General features: G+C 69.4%; 22 protein-coding genes. 2 read left to right on the top strand and 20 right to left on the bottom strand.

What is annotated here, in order from left to right; all coding sequences use genetic code 11:
* Nucleotides 1–21: 21 nt before the first annotated feature.
* Nucleotides 22–2028: a CocE/NonD family hydrolase gene (locus AAC691_RS19580; protein WP_342628164.1), complete on the top strand. Its 2007-nt coding sequence runs from the start codon at nt 22–24 to the stop codon at nt 2026–2028.
* 30 nt (nt 2029–2058) lie between these two features.
* Here the strand turns inward: AAC691_RS19580 and AAC691_RS19575 are convergent, their stop codons facing one another.
* The 4 genes from AAC691_RS19575 to AAC691_RS19560 form a co-directional block, all read right to left on the bottom strand.
* Nucleotides 2059–2985 (bottom strand): delta(1)-pyrroline-2-carboxylate reductase family protein, encoded by a 927-nt coding sequence (locus tag AAC691_RS19575; protein WP_342628163.1) that lies wholly within the window; start codon nt 2983–2985, stop codon nt 2059–2061.
* Nucleotides 2986–2999: 14 nt separating this feature from the next.
* On the bottom strand, nt 3000–4571 hold the full coding sequence (locus tag AAC691_RS19570) for an aldehyde dehydrogenase family protein (protein WP_342628162.1): 1572 nt from the start codon (nt 4569–4571) through the stop codon (nt 3000–3002).
* Between the two features lie 157 nt (nt 4572–4728).
* Entirely contained in the window at nt 4729–6078 is a 1350-nt protein-coding gene (locus AAC691_RS19565) for an FAD-binding oxidoreductase (RefSeq protein ID WP_342628161.1), read from the bottom strand.
* Nucleotides 6079–6463: 385 nt separating this feature from the next.
* Nucleotides 6464–7189 (bottom strand): response regulator transcription factor, encoded by a 726-nt coding sequence (locus AAC691_RS19560; RefSeq protein WP_323990251.1) that lies wholly within the window; start codon nt 7187–7189, stop codon nt 6464–6466.
* A 519-nt stretch (nt 7190–7708) separates the two neighbouring features.
* Here AAC691_RS19560 and AAC691_RS19555 point away from each other — a divergent pair.
* A complete protein-coding gene (locus AAC691_RS19555) occupies nt 7709–8029 on the top strand; it encodes a hypothetical protein (RefSeq protein ID WP_342628160.1) in 321 nt (106 codons plus the stop codon).
* A 70-nt stretch (nt 8030–8099) separates the two neighbouring features.
* On the opposite strand, the gene thiD is transcribed toward AAC691_RS19555, so the two are convergent.
* The 16 genes from thiD to AAC691_RS19475 all read right to left on the bottom strand — a co-directional run bounded on the left by thiD (nt 8100) and on the right by AAC691_RS19475 (nt 24088).
* Nucleotides 8100–8909: a bifunctional hydroxymethylpyrimidine kinase/phosphomethylpyrimidine kinase gene (thiD, locus tag AAC691_RS19550; protein WP_342628159.1), complete on the bottom strand. Its 810-nt coding sequence runs from the start codon at nt 8907–8909 to the stop codon at nt 8100–8102.
* A gap of 4 nt (nt 8910–8913) precedes the next feature.
* The gene (gene glmM / locus AAC691_RS19545) at nt 8914–10272 is read right to left on the bottom strand and encodes a phosphoglucosamine mutase (RefSeq protein WP_323990244.1); all 1359 of its coding nucleotides are present in this window, start codon (nt 10270–10272) and stop codon (nt 8914–8916) included.
* Nucleotides 10269–11372 (bottom strand): dihydropteroate synthase, encoded by a 1104-nt coding sequence (gene folP, locus AAC691_RS19540; protein ID WP_342628158.1) that lies wholly within the window; start codon nt 11370–11372, stop codon nt 10269–10271. Before folP ends, glmM begins: the two co-directional genes overlap by 4 nt.
* Before the next feature lie 180 nt (nt 11373–11552).
* Nucleotides 11553–13484: an ATP-dependent zinc metalloprotease FtsH gene (gene ftsH, locus AAC691_RS19535; protein WP_342628157.1), complete on the bottom strand. Its 1932-nt coding sequence runs from the start codon at nt 13482–13484 to the stop codon at nt 11553–11555.
* A 172-nt stretch (nt 13485–13656) separates the two neighbouring features.
* A complete protein-coding gene (tilS, locus tag AAC691_RS19530; RefSeq protein WP_342628156.1) occupies nt 13657–14997 on the bottom strand; it encodes a tRNA lysidine(34) synthetase TilS in 1341 nt (446 codons plus the stop codon).
* Between the two features lie 4 nt (nt 14998–15001).
* Complete coding sequence (locus AAC691_RS19525; RefSeq protein ID WP_342628155.1) at nt 15002–15907, bottom strand: hypothetical protein; 906 nt, start codon at nt 15905–15907, stop codon at nt 15002–15004.
* 247 nt (nt 15908–16154) lie between these two features.
* Nucleotides 16155–16631 carry a peptidoglycan-associated lipoprotein Pal gene (gene pal, locus AAC691_RS19520; RefSeq protein ID WP_176641060.1) on the bottom strand — a complete coding sequence of 159 codons (477 nt, stop codon included), beginning with the start codon at nt 16629–16631 and terminating at the stop codon, nt 16155–16157.
* A gap of 246 nt (nt 16632–16877) precedes the next feature.
* Complete coding sequence (gene tolB, locus AAC691_RS19515) at nt 16878–18248, bottom strand: Tol-Pal system beta propeller repeat protein TolB (protein ID WP_323993557.1); 1371 nt, start codon at nt 18246–18248, stop codon at nt 16878–16880.
* 102 nt (nt 18249–18350) lie between these two features.
* On the bottom strand, nt 18351–19349 hold the full coding sequence (locus AAC691_RS19510) for an energy transducer TonB (protein ID WP_342628154.1): 999 nt from the start codon (nt 19347–19349) through the stop codon (nt 18351–18353).
* Nucleotides 19350–19378: 29 nt separating this feature from the next.
* Nucleotides 19379–19822: a protein TolR gene (gene tolR / locus AAC691_RS19505; RefSeq protein WP_176641022.1), complete on the bottom strand. Its 444-nt coding sequence runs from the start codon at nt 19820–19822 to the stop codon at nt 19379–19381.
* 3 nt (nt 19823–19825) lie between these two features.
* Nucleotides 19826–20542, bottom strand: coding sequence for a protein TolQ (gene tolQ, locus AAC691_RS19500; protein ID WP_176641023.1), 717 nt, complete (start codon nt 20540–20542; stop codon nt 19826–19828).
* 205 nt (nt 20543–20747) lie between these two features.
* Entirely contained in the window at nt 20748–21152 is a 405-nt protein-coding gene (gene ybgC / locus AAC691_RS19495; protein WP_176641024.1) for a tol-pal system-associated acyl-CoA thioesterase, read from the bottom strand.
* Nucleotides 21149–22231: a Holliday junction branch migration DNA helicase RuvB gene (ruvB, locus tag AAC691_RS19490; protein ID WP_342628153.1), complete on the bottom strand. Its 1083-nt coding sequence runs from the start codon at nt 22229–22231 to the stop codon at nt 21149–21151. The genes ybgC and ruvB overlap by 4 nt, the downstream gene beginning before the upstream one ends.
* Nucleotides 22228–22827, bottom strand: a complete 600-nt coding sequence (gene ruvA / locus AAC691_RS19485) for a Holliday junction branch migration protein RuvA (RefSeq protein ID WP_342628152.1) — start codon at nt 22825–22827, stop codon at nt 22228–22230. The genes ruvB and ruvA overlap by 4 nt, the downstream gene beginning before the upstream one ends.
* Nucleotides 22824–23330 carry a crossover junction endodeoxyribonuclease RuvC gene (gene ruvC, locus AAC691_RS19480; protein WP_342628151.1) on the bottom strand — a complete coding sequence of 169 codons (507 nt, stop codon included), beginning with the start codon at nt 23328–23330 and terminating at the stop codon, nt 22824–22826. Before ruvC ends, ruvA begins: the two co-directional genes overlap by 4 nt.
* A gap of 8 nt (nt 23331–23338) precedes the next feature.
* Nucleotides 23339–24088: a YebC/PmpR family DNA-binding transcriptional regulator gene (locus AAC691_RS19475; protein ID WP_176641700.1), complete on the bottom strand. Its 750-nt coding sequence runs from the start codon at nt 24086–24088 to the stop codon at nt 23339–23341.
* Nucleotides 24089–24097: the final 9 nt, after the last annotated feature.

Raw genomic sequence — 24097 nt, 5'->3', positions numbered from 1 at the left:
CGCGCCGTGGGAGCATATGGGATGTCCGTCCATATCGAGAACCATATCTGGATCCCCCTGTCGGACGGATGCCGCCTGGCCGCCCGGCTGTGGCTGCCCGAGGATGCCGGCCGCATGCCGGTACCCGCCATCTTGGAATATATTCCCTATCGCAAGAGCGACGGCACGCGCGTGCGCGACGAGCCGATGCACGGCTATTTCGCGCAACAGGGCTATGCCTGCGTGCGGGTGGACATGCGCGGCAGCGGCGAATCCGACGGGCATCTGGCGGATGAATATCTGAAGCAGGAGCAGGATGACGCGCTGGAGGTGATCGCCTGGATCGCGGAACAGGACTGGTGCACCGGCGCGGTGGGCATGATGGGCAAGTCCTGGGGCGGCTTCAACTGCCTGCAGGTGGCGGCGCGCCGGCCGCCGGCCCTGAAGGCCATCTTGACGGTCTATTCCACCGACAATCGCTATACCGACGACATCCATTACATGGGCGGCTGCCTGCTGAACGACAATCTGTGGTGGGGCAGCATCATGCTGGCCTTCCAGGCGCGGCCGCCCTATCCCGAGATCGTGGGACCGGACTGGCGCGCGCAATGGCTGGAGCGGATTGCCGCCCTGCCGTTCTTTCCCGCGCAGTGGCTGGCGCACCAGCGCTATGATTCCTACTGGAAGCACGGCTCGGTCTGCGAAAATTATGCCGATATCGCCTGCCCCGTCCTGGCGGTGGGCGGATGGGTCGACAGCTATACCAACGCGGTGCCGCGCCTGCTGGAACATCTGACGGCGCCGCGGCGCGGGATCATCGGTCCGTGGGGACATGTCTATCCGCATGACGGCGCGCCGGGGCCGGCGATCGGCTTCCTGCAGGAGGCCGTGCGGTGGTGGGACCATTGGCTGAAGGGAAAAGACACCCGCATCATGGCCGAGCCGATGCTGCGCGCCTACATCACCGATTTCTATGCGCCCGACGGAACATGCGCCGCCATTCCCGGCCGGTGGGCGGCCGAAACCGCCTGGCCGTCGGCCGAGATCGCGCCGCTGACCCTGCATCTGCGCGCGGACCATGGGCTGGGCCCGGCCGATGGCGGCGACGCGGTGATGCGCATCCGCTCGCCCCAGAGCCATGGCCGCGCCGGCGGCGAATGGATGGGTACCGGCTGCGTCGGCGAAATGCCGACCGACCAGCGGCTGGATGGCGGGGGGGCGCTGGTCTTCGAGACCGCCGCGCTGGAACAGTCCTGCGACATATTGGGCGCGCCGCGCCTGAAGCTGCGCGCCGCCGTGGATGTGCCCGTGGCGCATGCGGTCGTGACCCTGTCGGACGTCGCACCGGACGGCAGGGCCACGCGAGTCAGCTATCAGGTGACCAACCTGACGCATCGCAACGGCCACGAGACGCCGGAACCGCGGGTGCCGGGCGAATGGTTCGACCTGACGATCGTTCTGAACGATTGCGGGCATCGCTTCGCCCCGGGGCACCGAATGCGGATCGCGATCGGAACCGCCTATTGGCCGATGATCTGGCCCGCCCCCCACGCCGCGACCCTGTCACTGCGGGACGGACGGCTGCTGCTGCCGCGGCGGAGCGGCGCGATGGCGGAGCAGGACGCCGCCATCGCCTTTCCGCCGCCGGCCCATGGACCGCCGACACCGATGACGGTCCTGGATCCCGGCCGAATTGCCCGGTACAGCCAGCAGGACTGCGTGACCGGCACGATGCGCTACGTCACCGATGCGCAGGGCGGGGTCTTCGGAGAAGGGATCTATCGCCTGGACGGGATCGATAGCATCGTTTCGCATAGTCTCAAGCGGGACCTGACGATTTGCGACGACGATCCGCTCTCGGCGCGCCATGTCCTGACCCAGAGCTATGAAACCGGGCGCGAGGGCTGGATGACGAAGATCGTCACCCGCACGGAGATGACGTCGGATACGACGCATTTCCACCTGATCGGACAATTGGAGGCGTTCGAGAACGGCCGGCCGGTCGCGCGCCGCGACTGGTCCGAACGGATCGCCCGCGACCTGATGTGACCGGCGCCAGCATCTTTATCCGATGATGCTCTAAACGGCCATCGTCCCCCGGGCCATGACCTGCCGGGCGACGTGGCAGGCGGCCAGGTCCCAGGCGGCGCAGCCGACGCTCTTGAACAGGATCGGCCGGTCCAGCGGCGGGGCGTGGCCGGTCAGGATTTCGGCCAGCGGATGGACGCGCTCCCAGTCGACGCCGGCCTGGATGAAGTCGCCGGCTTCGGAGGGGGCGCCGGCGGGGTCGTCGACATAGAGCGCGCTGCCGCCGATGGTGACGGGTCCGATTTCCACCATATCAGGCCGAAAGGCGCCGACCCCCACCACCAGGCGGCCGGCGCGCGCCGGTTGGTCATAGAGCGGCGCGCGGGCGGTCGTCGCCAGGATGACCACGTCGGCGTCATCGCATGCCGCGCCCGACGACGCGGCCTCGACCGCGATCCCGGTGCGTTCGCCCACCGCCTGTTCGCGCCCGGCCGAACGGCCCTGGATGACCAGGCCGATCCCGGGCCAGGTTTCGGCCAGGGCGAGCACATGGGCGGCGGCCTGCGCCCCGGTGCCGTAGATCAGGGCGCGACGCGGCGCCTGGGGCAGCAGATGGCGGATGCCGACCAGCGTCACCGCGGCGGTGCGGCGGCCGGTCGCGGTCGGGCCGTCCATCGCGAACAGGACCCGTCCCGTCGCGCCGTCGATGCAGGTCACCTGTCCCTGGATGGCGGGCCGCCCCGCCGCTGGATTGTCGGGATAGACCGTCAGCAGCTTGTGGCACATCAGGTCCGGCCCCGCGCAGGGCATGGACAGCAGCACCCCGCCCTCGACCGGGGCCTGCGTGACCTGGCGCTCGGGGCACAGGATACGGCCGGCGAGATAATCCGGCAGGACGCGTTCCAGCGTTTCGACCAGAGCGGCAAACGGAAGTACCGCCGCCGTCCGCGCGGCGTCCAGGTCGCGCATGCCCTCCATCGTCCGTGGCCTCCTCAGCCGATATCGAAGGACACGCCCTGCGCCAGGGGCAGGGTCGCGCCGTAATTGATCGTGTTGGTGGCGCGACGCATATAGGCCTTCCAGGCGTCCGAACCGGATTCGCGGCCGCCGCCGGTTTCCTTCTCGCCGCCGAAGGCCCCGCCGATCTCGGCCCCCGACGTGCCGATATTGACGTTGGCGATGCCGCAATCCGACCCGGCGCCGGACAGGAATCGTTCCGCCTGGCGCAGATCGGTGGTGAAGATGGACGAAGACAGGCCCTGCGGCACCGCATTCTGCAGCGCGATCGCCTGGTCGAGATCCGAATATTTCATGACATACAGGATCGGCGCGAAGGTTTCCTGCAGCACCGGGCCGGCCTGCGCGGGCATTTCCACCAGCGCCGGCCGGACATAGAAGGCATCCGGATAGAGATCGGCGCTTTCGCGCATGCCGCCGGTCACCACCCCGCCCAACGCGCGGGCGGCGTCGAGCGCCTGCTGCATGCGCGCGAACGACGCAGCATCGATCAGCGGGCCGACCAGATTGCCTTCGTCCAGCGGGCTGCCGACCGTGACCGACTGGTAGGCGGCGCGCAGCCGGGCGACGAAAGCGTCATGGATGCTGTCATGCACGAACAGACGGCGCAGCGTGGTGCAGCGCTGGCCGGCCGTGCCCATGGCGGCGAAGGCGACGCCGCGCAGGGTCAGTTCCAGGTCGGCCGACGGGGTGACGATGGCGGCGTTGTTCCCGCCCAGTTCCAGGATGGCGCGCGCGAAGCGGGCGGCCAGGCGCTGGCCCACCGCGCGGCCCATCGCCGTCGATCCGGTGGCCGAGACCAGCGGCACGTCGGGATGATCGACCAGGATTTCGCCGATCTCACGCCCGCCATTGAGCACCACCAGCAGCCCGTCCGGCACCTGGGCGCCGCTTTCGGCGAAGCGAGCGGCGGCGCGGGCGAAGACCGCCTGGCAGGCCAGCGCGGTCAGCGGCGCCTTTTCCGACGGTTTCCACACCACCGGATTGCCGCAGACCAGGGCCAGCGCCGCGTTCCAGGACCAGACGGCGACCGGGAAGTTGAAGGCCGAGATCACGCCGGTGACGCCAAGCGGATGCCAGGTTTCCATCATCCGATGCTCGGGCCGCTCGGTGGCGATCGTCAGCCCGTGCAACTGACGCGACAGGCCCACCGCGAAATCGCAGATATCGATCATTTCCTGGACTTCGCCCTGGCCTTCCGAAGGGGATTTGCCGACTTCGATCGACACCAGCCGGCCCAGGGCGTGCTTGGCGGCGCGCAGTTCCTCGCCCAGCAGCCGGACCAGTTCGCCACGGCGCGGCGCCGGCACCAGCCGCCAGGCGCGAAACGCGGCATGGGCGGCGGCAATGCCGTCCCGCGCCGCCTGCGGCGTGGCCGTAACCACCCGCGCGATGTCCTGCCCCGTCACGGGCGAGCGTACCGGCAGGCCGCCCGCCGATGGATCGCCCGCCAAGCTATCAGATGCCAGGCTATCAGAAGTCAGGGCATCGGCCGCGACGCCCAGCGCGGCCAGCAGGGAACGGGTTTCGGCAACAAGGTCGGTCATCTTCCATCCTGTCGGCAGGTGATCGCAAAAGAGGGCATATTTCCGGGCCGCCGGGGCCGGATCTTAGAGGCTGTCTCACAAGCCCTGCTGTCGAGCGAGAGCGGCCCGCTGAAGACGCGCGTCGGATCGCCGACAGCAGGGCTTGTGAGACAGCCTCTTACCGCGCATCGGCCGCATGGGCGATGCAGGCCCCCGCTTCGTAGAAGATACGGCGGGCCGCGCGAAGGCCCGGCGGGCGGATGCCGGTCACCGGCAGCGGGGCCGTCCCGTCGTCCAGGGCGCCGCGCGCCAGGTCGGCCAGGACCCGCCCGAACACCGTTCCGGGCGCGATGCCCCGGCCATTATAGCCGCAGAGCGCGATCATGCCCGGCCCCAGACGGTGCAGGCGGGGCAAATGGTCATGGGTCATGCCGATCGTGCCATACCATTCGGCCGCGAAGCCCGATGACGTGAACTGGCGGCCAAGCTGCGGAAAAAGGCGCGCGATCGTACGCCGCGCCCAGTCGCGATGCAGGGCCAGGCCCGGCCCGGCGAGCGCGCCGATACTGCCGACGACCAGCCGGCCGGCATGGTCCAGCCGGAACGAGCGCATGACCTGCCGGGTGTCCCATGCCCCCTGCCGCCCGGGCAGGATCGTGGCGCGCAGGGCGGCGGGCAGCGGCGGCGTGGCACAGTTGAAATAGCTGACCGGCACCAACTGGCGCGCCAGCATCGACCAGGGACCTGTGCCATAGGCATTGGTGGCGACGATCACCTGGTCGGCCAGCACATGACCTTGCGGCAGGTCCAGCCGGTATTGCCCGCCCGACCGCGTGCAGCCGGTGACGGGCGAGCCGGTGAAAAGGCGCGCCCCGGCCCCGATCGCCGCCGCCGCCAGCCCGCGCGCATAGGCCAGAGGCTGGATCGTGCCGGCACGCGGATCCAGCAGCGCGGCACGATAATGGGGGCTGCCGGTCATGCGGCCGGTTTCGGCCTTATCGAGCAGCCGCACCGCCACCCCGCGCGCCTGCCATTGCCGGGCGCGTTCCTGCAGTTCGCGCAGGCCCCGCGCCGTGTCGGCGCAATGCAGCGTGCCGACCGGCTGGGCCTCGCAGGCGATCGCGTGGCGGCGGACCAGGGCGAAGACTTCGGCCGGCGCGTCGCCCAGCAGGGTCAGCAGCCGTTCGCCGTACGGTTGCCCCAGCGTCGCCGACAGGTCGTCGGGCCTGACCCACATGCCGGCATTGACCAGCCCGACATTGCGTCCGGACCCGCCGAACCCGATTTCCGCCGCTTCCAGCACCACCGGGTCATGGCCCGACCGGGCCAGTGCCAGGGCCGCGGAAAGCCCGGTGAAGCCACCGCCGACGATCGCGATCCGGGCGGCGACCCGGCCGGCCAGCGGCGCCGTCACGGGCGGGGCCGGCGCGGTCTGTTCCCACAGCCCGTGCGTGCGCGGGTCGCGCGACGTGGCGGGCCCGCCGCCGGCAGGCGCGCCAACCGCCCCGGCCCTGTCCGCATCCGACATGAATCATCCGCCTCCCGAAGGCCGCAGCGGCACCACGCGGCGGCCGCCCCTGACCGTACGGGACTGTACGGGCAGCGGGCCGTGGGCTCAACCACCCTTCGTTGCGGGATCGCTCCGGGTGACGCGGACCTTACGAAATGTTCATCGGGACTTGATGCAGGTCATGTCGGATCCCGCCATGCGGTGCCATAAGGAAAGGGCGATGGGGGCATCGCATCAGTGAACCATCACGTTAACTTCGCAGGATCTTCGGATCCTGCGTTTTTTTTGCCTGACACGGATGAAATGCACGCCGTGTCCGCCATGGCAGGCGGGCGGTTGGATGTCGCTCTATGGAGTATCTGCCATGAATCTGGAGAGTTTCAGATTCATGGCAGATACTCAACTAAACGGCAGGCTGCAGCGCGCCCCGCCCCGGATGCCGCGACGGGCGGACGGGCAGGGCGTCCTTGAGCATATAGCCCTGGCCCCAGACGGTGACGATCAGGTTGCCGGCACCCGCCTGCTGCAGCTTCTTGCGCAACTTGCAGATGAACACGTCGATGATCTTCATGTCGGGTTCGTCCATTCCGCCATAGAGATGATCGAGGAAGGCATATTTGCTCAGCGCGACTCCCTTGCGCAGCAGCAGCAGTTCCAGGATCAGATATTCCTTGCCGGTCAGGCGTACCGGGCGGTCGCCCACCGTGACCTCGCGGCTGTCGAGATTGAGTTTCAGCGACCCGGCCCGCAATTCCGGCTGGCTGTAGCCTTTCGAGCGACGCACCACGGCCTGGATCCGCGCTGCCAACTCGGACGTGTGATAGGGCTTGGTGATGTAGTCGTCGACCCCGGCGGAGAAGGCCCGCACCTTGGCCTGGGGCGTCGCGACGCTGGACAGTGCCAGGATCGGGGTGTGCAGGCGCACCGCCCGCGCCTTGCGCAGGACTTCATAGCCATCGATGTCGGGCAGCATCAGCTCGATCAGCGCGACATCATAATCGAAGCGCTGAAGCATCGCGATGGCCGCCTGCCCCGTTACGACATGATCGAACGGGTGACCGATCGAACGCAGGGTGCTGGCCGTATCACCGACTTCAACGCCATCACTTTCTACGAGTAAAACGCGCATGCCAACCACCATAGGTTTCACCTGTTACCAATTTCTACCTATAGGTGTAGTTTTTAACAAAAACAATTATTCCGAGCGAGGAAGGCTGGGTCGCCATGCGGTTTCACGCAGAAGTTAGCCAATTGTGTTCCGCGGCGGTTTTCCACCGGCTATGAACGCCAATGATACGATTTCGTTCCGACGCGGGTTTTTCCCCTTGAACGGGGCGGCGGATCCATTATACCGGCTGCGACCGAAATCGGCGGCCGAACGCTGTTCGTGCGTCGATACACCGAACAAGAAACGATGATGAAACCCCGATCTAGAATCGCCTGCGGGGACGCGGCGCCTGGCAGCCAGCCCGGTGTCCGGTTCGTCCGCGGGCCATGTCCTTGTCCGGGTGCGACCGTGCCGTCTGTCTGCTGACAGCGGGCGGCCTCCTGGATTCGAGCAACCGCTTGAACGGCAGGAGGCCAGATTCATGGCTTTTTGTTTGATCTTCGTACCTGCCCGGACCCGCGGGCGGCTGGATGTCCGCGCATGAGCGGGCTGCGTTCGGCCGCGCCGGACATTCCGCTGCAGGCCTGGTGCCGGGCCGGCACCTTGCGCCATGCCGCCCCCCCTGCCCGGCAACCCGAGGACGGACCGCTTCCGGACAATGAGGCCGCCGCCCCGCCCTGCGGCGTTCCGGCGCGCGGCCGCCTGACGCGCGACCTGACCCTGGGCTGCGCCTGGCTGGCGGCGCGCAGCATCCAGGGGCTGCGCCGACTGGGCGTGCTGCGCCCGTGTCACGTCTCACGCCTTGTGCCGGTGATCCTGCGGATGGCCGATGCCGCGAATCGTTCCCCCGGAAACGTCTGAACGGCGCGCGCCTTTCATCGTCCGGGCATATTCGCCTGACGGGCCGCTTCCGCCCCGTCACGATCGGATTTCATCCTTCCGGGCGCCATTCCGGCCGGATGGTGACGCCGTGATCCAGCGGTCCGGCCCCGGCCCCATAGCCCGGGGCCGCGGCGATGGCGGCCCGAAGGTAAGTCCGGGCCCGGATGACCGCGTCACGCAACGCCAGGCCCTGCGCCAGACCGGTGGCGATCGCGCTGGCAAGGGTGCAACCGGTGCCGTGCGTATGGCGCGTCGGCAGGCGGGTATCGGTGAACAGTTCGATCCCGCCCTGGGTCGCCAGGACGTCGGTCAGTTCATCGCCTTCCAGATGACCGCCCTTGACCAGCACGGACGCGGCCCCGGCGTGGCGCAATTCCTCGGCCGCGCGGCGCATGTCGGCCACCGTACGGATGGGGCGGCCGACCAGGACCTCGGCCTCGGGCAGATTGGGGGTCAGCAGGCTGGCCCGGGGCACCAGATGCCGCCTGAGCGTTTCGACCGCATTGTCCTGCAGCAGGCGCGCCCCGCCCTTCGCCACCATCACCGGATCCAGCACATAGGGGATCGCCGGATGGGCGGCGACGATATCGGCGACCGCCAGAATGATTTCCGCCCTGTCCAGCATGCCGCTTTTGAATGCGTCGACCCCCAGATCGTCGATCACGCATCGCATCTGCTGCGTCACGAAATCCGGCGGCACGGGCAGCACGGCCGCGACCCCCAGCGTATTCTGCACGGTCAGGGCGGACAGCGCCGTCATGGCGAACCCGCCCAGCGCGGTGATCGCCTTGATGTCCGCCTGGATTCCCGCGCCGCCGCCGGAATCGCTGCCGGCTGTGACCAGAACGCGGCCCTTCATGCGTTTATGCCGCGACCTGGGCGGAATCGATCGCCGCGCACATTTCGCCGACCACGCGTTCGACCAGCGCCGGGTCCTCGGCCTCGACCATCACGCGGACCAGGGGCTCTGTGCCGCTTTCGCGCAGCACCAGCCGGCCGGCGGTGCCCAGCGTGGCCTCGGCCCGGCGGCTTGCATCCTGGACCGAGGGAGCGAGCAGCGGGCTCCGGCCGGCGAAGCGGACATTGCGCAGCATCTGCGGGAACGGGGTGAACATGCGGCAGACTTCGCTGGCCGGACGGGCTTCCTCGACCAGTACCGCCAGCACCTGCAGCGCCGCGACCAGCCCGTCGCCGGTGGTGGCGAAATCGGACAGGACCATGTGGCCCGATTGCTCGCCGCCGACATTGGCGCCCAGTTCACGCATGCGCTCCACCACATAGCGGTCGCCCACGGCGGTGCGCACCAGTTCCAGCCCCATTCCTTCCAGGCAGCGGGCCAGGCCCATGTTCGACATGACGGTCGCGACGATCTGCGCCGAATGCAGCCGCCCCTGGCGTGCCCAGGACCGCGCGATCAGGGCCAGGATCTGGTCGCCGTCGATCAGGCGCCCCTGCTCGTCGGCGATCAGTACGCGATCGGCGTCTCCATCCAGCGCGATGCCGATATGGGCCCGGTGCGCGACCACCGCGGCGCAGAGGGATTCCGGGCGGGTGGAACCGCAATTTTCATTGATGTTGACGCCGTTGGGTTCGCAGCCGATGCGAATCACCTCGGCCCCCAGTTCCCACAGCGCGGTCGGTGCGACGCGATAGGCAGCGCCGTTGGCGCAATCGATGACGATGCGCAGCCCGTCCAGCCGCCGGCCGCGCGGGAAGGACGCCTTGGCATTCTCGATATAGCGGCCGGCAGCGTCGTTGAGGCGCGAGGCCCGGCCGATCCTCTCCGGCGCGGCCAGCCGGTCGCCCAGGTCGGCGCGCATCAGGGACTCGATCTCGGCCTCGGTCTCGTCGGACAGCTTGAAGCCGTCGGGGCCGAACAGCTTGATGCCGTTATCGCCGAACGGGTTGTGCGAGGCCGAGATCATCACCCCCAGATCGGCGCGCAGCGAACGGGTCAGCATGGCGATCGCCGGGGTAGGCATCGGGCCGACCAGGGTGACGTCCATGCCGGCGGACAGGAAGCCCGAGACCAGGGCGCATTCGATCATGTATCCCGACAGGCGGGTATCCTTGCCCAGCAGCACCCGGTGCCGGTGCGCCCCGCGCATGAAGCGCAGCCCCGCCGCCTGCCCCAGCTTCTGGGCGATCTCGACCGTCATCGGATCCTGGTTGGCGGTGCCGCGAATGCCGTCAGTGCCGAATAATTTTCTCGTCTTGGTCATCCCTGGGTCATCCCTGGCCGTCCCTGTCTTTCGCCGCGATCCCAATTATCGCAGCGCCACGCGCCCTGCCATACCCGTACGGCCTGTACCATCGCCGGTACGTTATGGACTCGCAGGATCGTGTTACCCAGCGCCAGGCCCGGCAGGCTGCTGACCAGGGTGCCCGGGTCGCGGTCCGCGGCGCGCGCCACCCCCGACCATTCGCCCAGCATGCGCTTGCGCGAGGTGCCCAGCAGCACCCGGCAGCCCAGATTGGCCAGAATCGGCAGCCTGGACAAGAGTTCGGCATTCTGGGCCGCGTTCTTGGCGAAGCCGATGCCCGGGTCGACGATGATGCGCCGGCGATCGATTCCGGCGGCGACCGCGCTCGCGACGCGGGCGGCGAGTTCACGCGTAACGTCGACAGCCACGTCGTCGTAATGCGCCAGCCGCGCCATGGTTTGCGGCGTGCCGCGCATATGCATCAGCACCACCGGGCACGCGGCATCGACCACCACCGCCAGCGCGTCCGGATCATGCGCCAGGGCCGAGACGTCGTTGATCACCGTGGCCCCCAGCGCCAGCGCGGCCGACATGGTGGCCGCGTTGCGCGTATCGACCGACAGGGCGATATCGGCCCCGTCGATTCTTGTCCGATCGATTTCGGCCCGCAGCCCGGCCAGGACGGGGGCCACGCGCGCCCATTCCTGTCCCGGCGTGACGACGGCCGCACCGGGGCGCGTGCTTTCGCCGCCGATATCCAGCAGGGCGGCCCCGTCCGCCACCATCTCCATGCCGGCGCGCACCGCGTCCGCGGCCGCTTCATGGCGTCCGCCATCGCTGAAACTGTCCGGGGTGGCGTTCAGGATTCCCATCACCAGCGGCCCATCGGGCAGACCCGCCGATGGCAGGGGGGCGGTGACGCGCTCCAGCGCCGTCAGCCAGCCGGGGGGGATATCGCCGGCCGCCACCAGCCGCGCCGCGCCATCCCCGATCAGCCGGGCCAGGGTGAAGGCGGCGGGACCGCCGGCCAGCCCGTGGGCCAGGCCGGCGCGCACCGCGTCGCGCGCGTCCGGGCCGAACAGCAGCCCCACAGGCTCGATCAGCCGCGTATCATCCACAACGTGCTTCCCGGCATGTTCTCATGGCATGTTTCCGTGGCATGTTTTCGTCGCGCGGAGACGCGCGCTCATAAGAAAATGCGGGGACGCGCGCTCATAAGAAAACGCGGGGACGCGCGCCCGAAAGAAAACAGGCGGAGCATGGGCCCCGCCTGTCGTTCAGACCCGATGATGGGGGCCTCAGCCCGGCTGCGGCGCCGGATCCAGCCCCCCACCGCCGGGCGAGGGCAGCGGCGCGGCCGGCGGCGTCGGCGGTACCGAGGCGCGGCGATTTTCCGGCATCGGATCGTCCACCACTATGCGCTCGATCTGCTCGCCGCGCAGGACCTGGCGGATTTCCTCGCCCGACAGGGTCTCGTGCTCCAGCAGGGCCTGGGCCAGGCGATGCAACTGGTCGATATGCTCGATCAGCAGGGTGCGGGCGCGGATATAGGCGGCGTCGATCAGGCTCTTGATCTCGTCGTCGATCTCGCGGACCGTTTCCTCGGACACGTTCTTGTTCTGGGTCACGGTGTGGCCCAGGAAGACTTCCTGCCCGTTATCGCCATAGGCGATCATGCCCAGCTTCTCGCTCATGCCCCATTCGGACACCATGCGGCGGGCTAGGTCGGTCGCCATCTTGATGTCGCCCGAGGCGCCGTTGGACACGTTGTCCGCGCCGAAGATGATTTCCTCGGCCGCGCGGCCGCCCATGGCCAGGGTCAGTTCGCCCAGGCATTTCGCGCGGCTCTTGGAATAGCGGTCGCCTTCCGGCAGGCTCATGACCAGGCCCAGCGCGCGACCGCGCGGGATGATCGTGGCCTTGTGCACCGGATCGGCCCCCGGCGTCAGGATCGCCACCAGGGCGTGGCCGCCCTCGTGATACGCGGTCATGCGCTTCTCGTCCTCGCTCATGACCAGCGAGCGGCGTTCGGCGCCCATCAGCACCTTGTCCTTGGCGTTCTCGAACTCCAGCATCGCGACAGTACGCTTGCCCAGGCGGGCGGCCATCAGCGCGGCCTCGTTCACCAGGTTGGCCAGGTCGGCGCCCGAGAAACCCGGCGTGCCGCGCGCGATCACCTTGGGATCGACGTCCGAGGCCAGAGGGACCTTGCGCATATGCACGCGCAGGATCTTCTCGCGTCCGACCACGTCGGGATTGGGCACCACGACCTGACGGTCGAAGCGGCCGGGGCGCAGCAGGGCCGGGTCCAGCACGTCGGGGCGGTTGGTCGCGGCAATCAGAATCACGCCCTCATTGCTCTCGAACCCGTCCATCTCGACCAGCATCTGGTTCAGCGTCTGCTCGCGCTCGTCGTTGCCGCCGCCCAGGCCGGCGCCGCGATGGCGGCCCACCGCGTCGATCTCGTCGATGAAGATGATGCAGGGCGCGGCCTTCTTGCCCTGCTCGAACATGTCGCGCACGCGCGAGGCGCCGACGCCGACGAACATCTCGACGAAGTCCGAACCCGAGATGGTGAAGAAGGGCACGTTGGCCTCGCCCGCGATGGCGCGCGCCAGCAGGGTCTTGCCGGTGCCCGGCGGGCCGACCAGCAGCACGCCCTTGGGGATCTTGCCGCCCAGGCGGGTGAATTTCTGCGGGTCGCGGAGGAAATCCACGATTTCCTGCAGTTCGCCCTTGGCCTCGTCGATGCCGGCGACGTCATCGAACGTCACCCGCCCCTGCTTTTCCGTCAGCATGCGGGCGCGCGACTTGCCGAAGCCCATCGCCCTTCCGCCGCCGGCCTGCATCTGGCGCATGATGAAGATCCAGGCGCCGAACATCAGCAGGATCGGGGCATAATTGATCAGATAGCGCAGGAACGGGTTCGAATCGCTGTCCAGCGGCTTCGCCACCACTTCGACCCCCTTGCCCGTCAGCAGGGGGATCAGGGTCGGATCCTGCGGGGTATAGGTCTCGAACGACGTGCCGTCGGTCAGGGTGCCGGAGATGTTATGGTCCTGCACCACGACCGAGCGCACGCGCCCGCCATTCACATCCCCGATGAAATCGGAATATGCGAGCTGCTGCGACGCGTGCTGCGCGCTTCCGGGCTGGAAGACGTTGAACAGCAGCAACAGCAGCACGATGATGATTACCCACAGGGCCAGGTTCCGGCCAAAATTGTTCATCTTGCCCATTGTTCCATACGCTGACGCCCCCGGCTCCCGCACGGTGCCGGGGCACGCGAGGCGGCTCTATTCTGACCAGCGGCAACGCGCCTTTTCAACCTTATGTTCACCCATACATAGGCGCTTCGGGTCACATTCACACCCCCATGAGCGGTCTTTCTTGCCCCGGGCATCAGAATTCCGCCCCCGGCCCCCCGGCGAAGCGCGCGCTTTCGGTCGCCGCCGCGCCCGCGGCCGGCAGCAGCCGCACCGCCGCCAGATCCGGCGCATGGCAGATCGCCAGTCCCGGCACCGCGACCACCCGGCCCGCCCGGTGCAGGGCCGGCGCCGTGCGCAGCGCGCGGGCGGGCCAGACGGAGCGCCAGTGCCGCGGCGCCCAGCAAGCGGGCGGCCCGGCGGCGCCGATCGTCACCCCCGACAGGTCCGTGCCCGGCGGCGCACACAGCACGAAGCGCCCATCCCACATGCCGCCCGGCCGGGCCGGGACCGGGGGCTGCATCGCCGCCTCCTCGCGCACCAGCAGCCAGGACAGGCCGGCCCGGCGCAGCGCGGCCCCCGCCGGAACCAGGCACACCCCGCCCAAAGTGACCGCGCCCGATATGACGGCCCTGGGGCCGGCGCACAGCGCGGCCACGGCACGGGCCGATGGCGGATAGTCGCGCCCCGAGACCGCGCGGATCAGCAATGCCAGATCCCGGGGGCAGGACGGATCGCCCCGCAGCGCCACCCAGCCGCCGACGGCGGCCGTGGCGGTATCGGCAAGCCGCGCGGCCCGCGCCACGTCGCGGGCCATGCGTGCGGCGCCCTGCCGGCCGGCCTCGAGCAGGGCCTGGGCCGCGCGATCGGGATCATGCGCCAGGGCGGCGCGGACCCGCGCGCGCTCGGCACACGGGTCCGCGTTGGACGGATCCTCGACCCACTCCAGCCCCGCATGGCGCAGCGTGGCACGCAGCCGGTCGCGACCGAAGGACAGCAACGGCCGCACCAGCCGCATATCGGGCAGGATCGAGACGCGCGCCATGCCGGCCAGCCCGTCGGGGCCGCTGGCGGCACGCCGGCGGATCAGGATGGTTTCCGCCTGGTCGTCGGCATGGTGGCCCAGCAGCAGGTCGACGATTCCGTATGCGCGGCAGGCCCGCGCCAGCGCGGCATAGCGGGCACGGCGCGCCCGATCGGCCAGCCCCGGTCCGGGGTGCAGCCCGTCCAGCATCAGGATGTCGGCCGGAATGCCCATGGCATGCAGCCGGTCGCGCGTCAGCCGGGCCTCGCCCCCCGAGGCCGCGCGCAGGCCGTGATCGACGATCAGCGCACGGACCCGCCGCCGCCAGCGCCCGGCGAGGAAGGCCAGGCAGAGGCTGTCCGCCCCGCCCGAGACCGCCAGCCCGACCGGCGGCATGTCCGGCCGGTCCGGCAGCCACGGGCCGAGCGGCGCGATCGCCGCCGCGAAGGCCGCGTCATCCAGCGGCCCCGCTCCGCCCTGGCCCCCGGGCGGTGTCTCGCCGGGCGCCGTCACGCGGTCAGCGGCACCCCGCGCGAGCGCGATAGATGGCTTCGGCCGATTTGACCCGGGGGGCGGGCGACGAGAATTCGGCCTTCAGCTTCGCCAGGGCCTGGCAGGCCGAGCTTTTGTCGCCCAGGGCCAGCAGCGTGGCCGTGACCCCCAGCAGCGCGTCCGGCGCGCGGGCCGAATGCGGCGCGCGATTATAGGTATCGTAATAGGCTACGGCGGATTGCCGGTACTGTTTCTGGCCGGCCAGCGACTGGGCCAGCAGGAACTGCGCGTCGACCTGACGCGCATTGCGCGGACCGGCCAGCACCTTCTGCGCCGCCGCCTGGGCCGCCGCGTAGTCGCCGCGGATCAGCGCGGCGTTGCCGTCGCGCAGCAAGGTTTCGGGCGTGGCCCTGGTCGCGGGCGCGGCGGGCGCCGCCGGGGCGGCGGCGGCCGGCGCCGATTCGGGTGCGGGGGCCGCGCCATGGCCGCCATTCTGCATGGCGAAGTTCATGTCGTCGATCTGCTTGGTCACCGCCGCGTTCTGCTGCTGGACCTGGTTGGTCAACTGGTCGAGTTCGCCGCGCATGTCGCGCACCTGCTGTTCCAGCGTGGCGACGCGTTCCAGCAATTGCGCCGTCAGGTCGCCATTGGCCGCGGGGGCGGCACCCTGCGCCGCGGGCGGCGGCAGGCCACCGCCGGCCGGCTGGGACGCCATGGCCCCCTGGAGCTGCAAGATCTGCTGGCGCAAATCCATGATCTGGTCCTGCAGGGCGATGCCTTCGCGGCTGGTCACATCCTGCGCCCGGGCCGGCAGCGGCGACAGGCTGGTCAGGCCGGCCAGCAGACCCAGCAGCGCCAGCCCCCCTGCCCGCGCGGGCCGGATGCCGCGACCATGAAATGGCGAAGAAGGGCGGAATGCAGCAAGCCGCATGAACGGATTCCCCAAGAGTGGATCAGCACCGCCCACAGGCCGGCCATGATCGCACGCGACGATACGAGGTCAGAGAGACCGCCCCTGTTATGCACCTGCGCCCCGAAGGCGTGAAGATGCCGCGCGGGCCCCGTGACGGACGCGAAGGAAGGACATGGGGGACGGAACGCTGCGCGCAAAACAAAACCGGCCAGGCGACATGCGCCTGGCCGGTTTGTTCGGACAGATGGAGAGTCTGCCGAGACGCTCAGCGAACCGACGTGATCGCGTTGCGGTTCTGGGCCCACGACTGCTCGTCGTCGCCGGTCGCCGTCGGACGATCCTTGCCGTAGGAGATCGTCGTGATGCGCGAAGCGGCGACGCCCTTCGCCACCAGGTAGTCGCGCGCCGCATTGGCGCGACGCTCGCCCAGGGCGATGTTGTATTCCTCGGTGCCACGGTCATCGCAGTTGCCCGCGACTTCGATCGTGACCTGCGGATACTTGGCCAGCCAGGCGGCCTGGCGATCGAGAGTGGCCTGGGCCTCGCTGGAGAGCGCGTTCTTGTTGAAGTCGAAGAACACGCGGTCACCGACATTGGCGACCAGGTCGGCCTCGCTGCCCGGCGTGACGCCCGAGGTCTGCGCGGCGGCCCCGGTACCCGTCGTTGCCCCCGTTTCCTTATTTCCAGAGCACGCCGCCAGAAGCACGGCCATGCCAAGCGCACCAAGAAGCTTCAGTCTCATTATTTTAGATCCTGAGATCGGTTCCCGCACGGAACCATTATGATTAAGTAGTCGGGTAAGGACTTGGTCCCGACACTCGTTTTGTTCCGTCAACAACCGGGCGACAGAACGTTGCGAACACTGGAGACCACCCGCCCGTTAACGCCAGACGCGGTGGCAGGTCAAGATGCCCTTCGCGCGCGGCGGATATCTTCTGTCAGTATTGACCGGAAAAGCACAGTAATGTGCCTTTCCGGTCTTTAAAACTTAACCGTTCTGCGGCGACCAGGCCGGGTCGGACGCCCCGCCGACCGGAATCGGCCGCTCATGGAAACCGGTGATATCCACCGTGCTGATGCCCGTCGAGAAGCCGGCTCCGCCGGGGCCGGCCGCCGACTGACGGCAGAAGGCGATGACCCGCCCGTTCGGGCAGAAGCTGGGGCTGTCGACCGTGAAGCCCTGGGTCATGATCCGTTCGCCGGTGCCGTCAGGCGCCATGACGCCCAGCGAGAAGCTGCCGTTGGCGATGCGGGTAAAGGCGATCAGGTCGCCGCGCGGCGACCAGACCGGCGAGCCATAAGTGCCCGTGCCGTAGGAGATGCGCCGCGCGCCGCCGCCGCCCGCGCTCATGATATAAAGCTGCGGCGAGCCGCCGCGATCGGAATTGAAGACGATCTGCGAGCCGTCGGGACTGTAGCACGGGCTGGTGTCGATGGCGCCCGAGGCGGTGAGCTGCCGCTTGACGCGCGACACCAGGTCGACCGTATAGATATCCGACCCCGCGCCGCGCGTGACCGACATGACGACCGACCGGCCGTCGGGCGCGAAGCGCGGCGCGAAGGAGATCCCTTCGAAATCGCCCAGCAATTGCTGCCGGCCGGTGGCCAGGTTCAGCAGATACACCCGCGGCCGGTTGTTGGCGTAGGACATGAAGGCCAGTTGGTCGCTGGTGGGGCTGAAGCGCGGAGTCAGGGTCAGCCACTGCCCGCCGGACAGATAATGGCTGTTGGCGCCGTCCTGGTCCATGATCGCCAGGCGCGTCGTCTGGTGCGCGCGGGGGCCCGAGCGGGCGATATAGGCGATGCGGGTGTTGAAATAGCCCTTCTCGCCCAGCATCCGCTCATAGATCACGTCGGCGATGATATGGGCGATCTTGCGGGCCTCGTTCACGCCGGCGGTATAGGCCGTGCCCTGGATCTGCTGGCCGGTCAGCACATCCCACAGGCGGAATTCGACCCGCAGCGCGCCGCCGCTGCTGGTGGCGGTGCCGCTGACCAGCGCGCGGGCGCCCAGCGACTTGTAGGTGCCGAAATCCGGCACGCCCACCGGCAGCGCGCCGCTGACCGGGGCGAACAGGCCGCAATTGCCCAGGTCGGCCGACACGACGCCGCTGATCTGCTGGCCCATGTCGCCGCCCAGCACGGGAATGACGATCGGGATCGGCGCGGTGCGTGCCTGGTCCACCGTGATTTCGGCGGCGCCGGGGGCGGGCGCCTGCTGCGCCAGGGCCGAAAGCGGCGCGGCCAGGATACCGCCCGCAAGGCCGGCCCCCGCCCCCATCAAGGTGCGCCGGCCGAGATGGGACGCCAAAAACGACGCATCGGTATCGGAAATCCACGCAAGGTCATTCGGACGCATAATCTTCTCCTCGTACGCACCGCCCAGGGTGGCCTGCACTATCCTGGCCTGCATTAGCCTGGCCTCCCCCGGGCCGGGCGACAGTCCGGCAGGCAGGCTGCCTCATGGGCGGAAAACGAATTTCAGTTGCCGCGTTTGCCCCAGCATCGCCTTTGGCAGTGGCAGCTGGGCGCAGGTGGGGCTCAGCACCGCCGCGCGCGCGCGTTCGGCCAGGGCGCGATAGGACCCGTCGGCCGCCATCCGCGCCTGGGTTTCCGGCGCGAACTGGACGATGCGGGCCGTGCCCGTCGCATCGACCGTCACCACCAGATGGGCGACGAAAGTGGCATAATCGCGCGCGGCCGTGTCCTCGGTATAGCAGCGGCGGACCGCATTGCCGATCGCGCCCTGCTGGGCCGCGCTGAGCGCGCTGGTGATGTCGCCGTCCGGCGCCCCGCCGCCTTCGGGCGCGCCGCCCTGCAGCGGGTTCGCCCGCGCCTTGGGCGGATGGGTCTGTTTCTGGTCCGCACGGAAGGCATCCAGGGTCGCCAGCAGCGAATGCGTGTCCGGCACCGCTTTCTTCGCCTCGTTCGGCTGGGTGATGCGCGACGGCTGCCGCACCTTGGGCGGCGCGGTCGGTTCGGGCTGCGGCGTCGGCGGGCTGGTCGTATGCGTGGGCTGCGGCGGCGCCGGACGCGGCGGGGGCGGCGGCTGATGCACCGCTTCGGGCGTCGGCTGCTGGACCTTCGGCGGGACCGGCTTCGGCGGCTGGCGCACCGGCTTCGGCTCCGGCGGGGGCGGCATGGGGGGCGGGGGCGGCGGAGGCGGCGGCGGCTCCTCGTTCGGCGCCTTGGTCGGCGGCGTGGGGGCCGGCGGGGCCTCCTGCTTCACCGGGGCCGGGGCTGGCGCAGGCTTGGTCGCCGGCTTCTCGGCCTTGTGGGGCATGCCGCCATTGTCGGAGCTGGTGAATTCCATCTCGATGGTCGGCGGCGGCGGCGGTTCGGGGGGCACCGGCATCGGCAGCCCCAGAATCACCGCCAGCAGCAGCGCCGCATGGATGACGCCGGACGCGACGATCGAGCGCCGCATCAGGATACGTTCGGAACGACGCGGCGGAACCACGACGAGGACGCTCCCAGGACGGAGGAAAATCAGGGCGCGCCGCCGCCCGAGGGCGGCTGCTGGGCCAGCAGGGCGACATGGGTGAAGCCGCCGGCGGTGATCCGGCCCATCACTTCCATCACCCGGCCGTAATCGATATGGGCGTCCCCCCGCACGAAGATCCGATGCGCCGGATCATTCTCGGCGGCCGTGCGCAGCTGGTCGACCAGTTGATCGGCCGAAACCGGATTGTCGCCCAGATACAGCGCGCCGTCCGAACGGATGGACACGGTGATCGGCTTGGTGTCCGCATTCACCGGGGCGGCGTCGGTCTTGGGCAGGTCGACATTCACGCCGCTGGTCATCATCGGCGCCGTCACCATGAAGATGATCAGCAGCACCAGCATGACGTCCACCAGCGGGGTGACGTTGATGTCCGACATGGGACGGCGGCGCCCCCGGCGACCGCCCCCTCCGCCCAGAGAAACGCCCATGGTTCAGCCTCTTTCCTCGGACTGGCGGGACAGGATGGCGGCGAATTCGGTGCCGAACCCGGCCATCCGGTCCTCGAACACCGCCAGGTTGTTGCTGATGACGTTATAGGCGATCACCGCCGGAATGGCGGTCACCAGGCCGATGGCCGTGGCGAACAGGGCCTCGGAAATACCCGGGGCCACGACGCTGAGATTGGTATTGTGCATCGCCGCGATCGACCCGAAGGCATGCATGATGCCCCAGACCGTGCCGAACAGGCCGATGAACGGCGCCACCGGTCCGATGGTTGCCAAGAAGATCATCCAGCGGCCCAGCCGTTCCATTTCGCGCGTCACGGTGATGGTCATGGCGCGGTCCACGCGTTCCTGCACCCCGCCGCGCACCAGGTCGACGCCCGGAATGCGGGCCGAACGGCGCCATTCGCCCATCGCCGCGCCGAAGACGGCGGCCAGGGGATGCTGGGGCTTCGCGCCGTCGGATTCGTACAGGTCGTCCAGGCTGCCGCCGGACCAGAACTTGTCTTCGAATTCGGTCGCCTGGCGATTGACGCGCCGCAGGGTCACGACCTTGTCGAAGATGATGCCCCACACGACCACGCTGCTGATGGCCAGCCCGATCATCACCAGCTGGACGACGATCGCCGCGTGGATGAACAGACTCCAGAGCGACAAACCCGACGCAGCCGCGCCCAGGTTAGCCGCGTTAACCGCTTGGTCCAAAAATGCCTCCTGCACCTTCTGCCCATGGCCGTGCCGCCTCGCGTGCCGCGGCCGAGTCGGGGCAGCCTGACACTGCACTCCAGTGCGTTCCTTATAGGCTTCCGCAGGAAAGCAGAAGCACCCCCGGCGGCGGTTCGCGCCTGCCCCGACGAATAAATCCGGACCGGCATGGACGGCCCGTCATGCCCGGGAATGCGGGCCCGCCCTAATCCGCCAATCCGTTCAGCAGATCACGCCATGAAGGCGGAAATCGGGCAGGCCGGCCGTCGGCCACCCGCACGCAGGCCAGGTGGACATCGAGCGTCGCGCACGGCGTGCCGTCGCGCAGGAAATCCTGCGCCAGGCGGCAACTGGCCGGGCTGAGTTCGGTCAGGCGGGTGACCACGGTCACGACATCGTCCAGCCGCAGCGGCCGGCGATAGTCGATGCCGGCCCGGCGCACCACGAAGGCCAGGCCGAATTCGTCGATCAGGGCCGCAACCGGGCGGCCCAGGCTGCGAATCGCCTCGGTCCGGGCGCGTTCGGCCAACGCCAGGTAGCGGGCGTGATAGACGACGCCGCCCGCATCCGTGTCCTCGTAATAAATGCGGAACGGGATGCTGTGCATCATGCCCCGTCCTCCGGCGGGCCATCCCCCCGGAGCGGATCCCCCCCGTGCAGCAGATCGCCCTGGCCCGGCTGGCGGGGCGGCGGGACCAGGCCCAGATGCCGCCAGCCACGTTCGCCCAGCATGCGGCCGCGGCTGGTGCGCAGCACCAATCCCTCCTGGATCAGATAGGGTTCGACGACGTCTTCCAGCGTGTCGCGGGCCTCGGCCAGGGCGGCGGCGAGGGTGTCCACCCCCACCGGACCGCCATGGTGGTGTTCGGCGATGCGGCGCAGATAGCGGCGGTCCATCCCGTCCAGGCCCAGCGCATCGACTTCGAGCCGCGACAGCGCGGCGTCGGCCAGGACACGGTCGACCGGCCCGCCGCCGCGCGAGACGGCGGCAAAATCGCGCACCCGGCGCAGCAGCCGGCCGGCGATGCGCGGCGTGCCGCGCGAACGGCGGGCGATTTCCTCGGCCCCGTCGGATGTCAGGTCGAATTGCAGCTTGCGTGCCCCGCGCGAGACGATCTGGCGCAGTTCGTCCGGCGTGTAGAACACCAGCCGCAGCGGGATGCCGAACCGGTCGCGCAGCGGGGTCGCCAGCAGCCCCGCCCGGGTGGTGGCGGCGACCAGCGTGAAGGGGGACAGGTCGATCCGCACCGAGCGGGCGGCCGGCCCCTCGCCGATGATCAGGTCGAGCTGGAAATCCTCCATCGCCGGATAGAGCACTTCCTCGATCGCCGGCTGCAGGCGATGGATCTCGTCGATGAACAGCACGTCGCGCGGCTGCAGGTTGGTCAGGATCGCCGCCAGGTCGCCCGCCCGCTGGATGACCGGGCCCGAGGTCGCGCGAAAGCCGACGCCCAGTTCCCGCGCCACGATCTGCGCCAGCGTCGTCTTGCCCAGGCCCGGCGGGCCGTGCAGCAGCACATGGTCCATGGCCTCGCCGCGCTGGCGGGCGGCGGCGATGAAGATCGCCAGGTTCTCGCGGCTGGCCTTCTGCCCGGTGAAATCCTCCAGGGTCTGCGGGCGCAGCCCGGCCTCGAGCGCGTCGTCGCCGGTACGGGCGGGATCGACGGTGCGCGGGGGCTGTTCGGTCATTTCGCGAGGTCCCGCAGGCTTTCGCGGATCACGACGTCCAGATCCGCCTTGTCATCCAGGCGCGCGACGATGCGCGCCACCACCGGCTGCGCCTCGGCGCGACGGAAACCCAGGCCCGCCAGCGCCAGCAGCGCGTCGGCCTCCACCCCGCCGCCCGCAGCGGCCGGCAGGACCGCGCCGGGCGGCACCGCAATGCGGCCGGCCTTGCCGCGCAATTCCGACAGGATTCGTTCGGCCAGGCGCGCGCCCACCCCGGATACGCGGGTCAGGCCGGCCTTATCCGCCGCGGCGATCACCGCCGCCAGATCGGCCGGCGACAGGGCGGAGAGAATCCCCAGCGCCAGCTTCGCCCCCACCCCCTGCACGGTGGTCAGCAGGCGGAACCAGTCCCGTTCCGCCGGCTCGGCGAAGCCGTAGAGCAGGAACGCATCCTCGCGCACCACGGTCTCGACCAGCACGCGCGCGACCTCGGGCGGGTGGGGCAACGCGGCGAGGGTGCGCGTCGAGGCATGGACCAGATAGCCGACGCCATGAACGTCGACCACGCAGCGATCGGCTTCGACCTGTCCCACCAGGCCGGTCAACTGCGCGATCATGCCATGCGCGTCCCGGCCATGACGCGCAGTGCGCTGGCCCGGTGATGGGCGTGGCAGATCGCCACCGCCAGGGCATCGGACGCATCGGCCCGGCGGATCGTCGCTCCGGGCAGCAGGCGGCGCACCATCATCTCGACCTGGTCCTTGCTGGCGGCGCCGGTGCCCACCACCGCCCGCTTCACCGCCATGGCACCGTATTCGGAAACCCCGATCCCGGCCAGCGCGGGCACCAGCAGCGCCACCCCGCGGGCATAGCCGAGTTTGAGCGTCGAGGCGCCGTTGCGGTTGACATAGGTTTCCTCGACCGCGGCCTCGGCCGGGGCATGAACGCGCACCAGGTCGAGCAGCGCGTCATGCAGCCGCCGCAGCCGGTCGGGCACCGCCGCGTCGCCGTCGGTCGCGATCACGCCGTCGGCGACATGGCACAGCCGGTTGCCGTCCACATCGATGATCCCCCAGCCCGTGAAGCGCAGGCCGGGGTCGATGCCCAGCAGCCGGACCATGCGCCGGCTCAGGCGGACAGCCTCTCGGCCACGTCGTCCGGCAGGTCGAAATTGGCATAGACGGCCTGGACGTCGTCGTTTTCGTCCAGCACGTCGATCAGCTTCAGCACGCCCCGAGCCTTTTCCTCGTCCAGGGTCACGACCGTGCCGGGACGCCAGTCGAACCTGGCGCTGGCCGGTTCGCCGAACCGGGCCTCGAGCGCGTCGCGGACGGCGAAGAAGGACTCGACCGGACAGGTGATCTCATGCCCCTCGGCGCTGGTTTCGACGTTGTCGGCGCCAGCCTCGATCGCCGCCTCCAGCATCGCATCCTCGCCGGCGGTGGCGGCGGGATAGGCGATCACGCCCAGGCGGGTGAACATGAAGGAGACGGAATTCGTCTCGCCCAGCGAGCCGCCATGTTTCGAGAAGGCGGCGCGGACGTCCGAGGCGGTGCGGTTGCGGTTGTCGGTCAGGGCCTCGACGATCACCGCGACCCCGGCCGGGCCATAGCCCTCGTAGCGGACCTCGACATAATCGTCGCCGCCGCCGGCGCCGGTGGCCTTCTTGATCGCGCGCTCGACCGTGTCCTTGGGCATGTTGACCTCGCGCGCCGCCGAGATCGCGGCGCGCAGGCGCGGATTGGCCGCCGGGTCAGGCATGCCCGAACGGGCGGCGACGGTGATTTCGCGAATGACCTTGGCGAACTGCTTGGCACGGCGCGCGTCCTGCGCGCCCTTGCGGTGCATGATGTTCTTGAATTGGGAATGACCCGCCATCGTTCGTCT

The organism is Nguyenibacter vanlangensis (genome assembly GCF_038719015.1).
In the GTDB taxonomy this organism is placed as follows: Bacteria; Pseudomonadota; Alphaproteobacteria; order Acetobacterales; family Acetobacteraceae; genus Gluconacetobacter; species Gluconacetobacter vanlangensis.
The sequence above is the reverse complement of the archived record's forward strand: the minus strand, read 5'-3'. Positions and strand labels throughout refer to the sequence as shown.